Raw genomic sequence first — 1,168 nt, 5'->3', positions numbered from 1 at the left:
GATGGCGGCCGGGGTCGGCGCGGCGCTGCGGCTGATCCGCACGACCGCGCCGCTGCTGCAGGCGGCGGAGGCGGGCCGGGCGGTGTTCGTCACCGACGCGCGCGCCCGCGCGCCGCGCGCGTACTGGGGCGCCTATGGCGCGGCGAAGGCGGCGCAGGAGCATCTTGTGCTGTCCTGGGCCGACGAGATGCGCCGCACCCGGCTGCGCATCAATCTCTTCGAGCCCGGGCCGATGGCGACGCGGCTGCGCCGGCTGGCCTATCCGGGCGAGGATCAGGCAGCACTGCCGGTGCCGGCGACGCTGACGCCGGCCCTGGTGGCGCTCTGCCTGCCCGAGGAGACGCGGCACGGCGAAATCGTGCGCGCGCAGGGGACCGGCAGCCCGGCCTGACGGTGCCGTTCGGCTTGACCGTGCAACCCGGGCGCGTCCGGCGGCGTTACTGCCGCCATGCTCACCCTTTTGCTGATCGTCCTCATCATCCTCGCGTTCGGCGGCTTCGGCCACACCGGCTACCGGCGCGGCTGGTACGGCGGCTATGCCGGACCGCGCGAAGGGGGCTGGGCGGGCAGCGGGCTCGGGCTGTTCCTGCTTCTGATCGTGCTGGTGCTGCTGTTCACCGGCCCGCGCTTCTGAGCGACGGGGGGCGCCGCGGCGTCCGCTTCCGCCTCCGTCCGCCCGTTGACCGGCGGCGGCGCGTAACGGGCCATCCATCGCCGGTCGAGCCACGCCTTCCACCGCGTCACCCAGGCGCCGGACGCGACCAGCGGGCCGCGCCACGCCACTGACTGTCCGCCCCCGAGCCCGACGATGACCAGCGCCGCGCGCTGCGGCCGCCAGCGGATCGGCCGCCGCCCCTCCGCCGCGCGGCGGAGATTCTCCGCCAGCACCGGCCCCGCCCGCACCGCATAGACGCCCGCCTTCGGCAGCCGCCGCCACACCGGGGACGCACAGTCGCCCGCGGCGTAGACGAACGGATGGCTGATGCTGCGCAGGCCCCGGTCGATGCGCACGCAGCCCAGAGCGTCGCAGTCGAGGCCGCTGCGCGCCAGAAACGCCGCACCCCGGACCCCCGTCGTCCACAGGGTCGCGTCCGCGGGCAGCATCGTCTCGTCCGACAGCACGAGTGTCCGGCCGGCCACCCCCCGCACGCGCACGGCATTGACCAGC

Annotated in this window: 2 protein-coding genes; one reads left to right on the top strand and one right to left on the bottom strand. The window is 75.6% G+C overall.

Annotation, left to right across the window (positions count from 1 at the left end):
* On the top strand, nucleotides 1-391 hold a 391-nt coding region (locus B8460_RS16975; RefSeq protein ID WP_048862802.1), incomplete at its 5' end, for an SDR family NAD(P)-dependent oxidoreductase.
* A gap of 143 nt (nucleotides 392-534) precedes the next feature.
* Here B8460_RS16975 and B8460_RS16965 read toward each other — a convergent pair.
* Nucleotides 535-1,168: FAD-dependent oxidoreductase (locus B8460_RS16965; RefSeq protein WP_158322934.1), on the bottom strand; the 634-nt coding region annotated here is incomplete at its 5' end.

Source organism: Acidisphaera rubrifaciens HS-AP3 (assembly GCF_000964365.1).
GTDB classification, from domain to species: domain Bacteria; phylum Pseudomonadota; class Alphaproteobacteria; order Acetobacterales; family Acetobacteraceae; genus Acidisphaera; species Acidisphaera rubrifaciens.
Note: the sequence above shows the minus strand (reverse complement) of the source record. Positions and strands in the feature narration are given on the sequence as shown.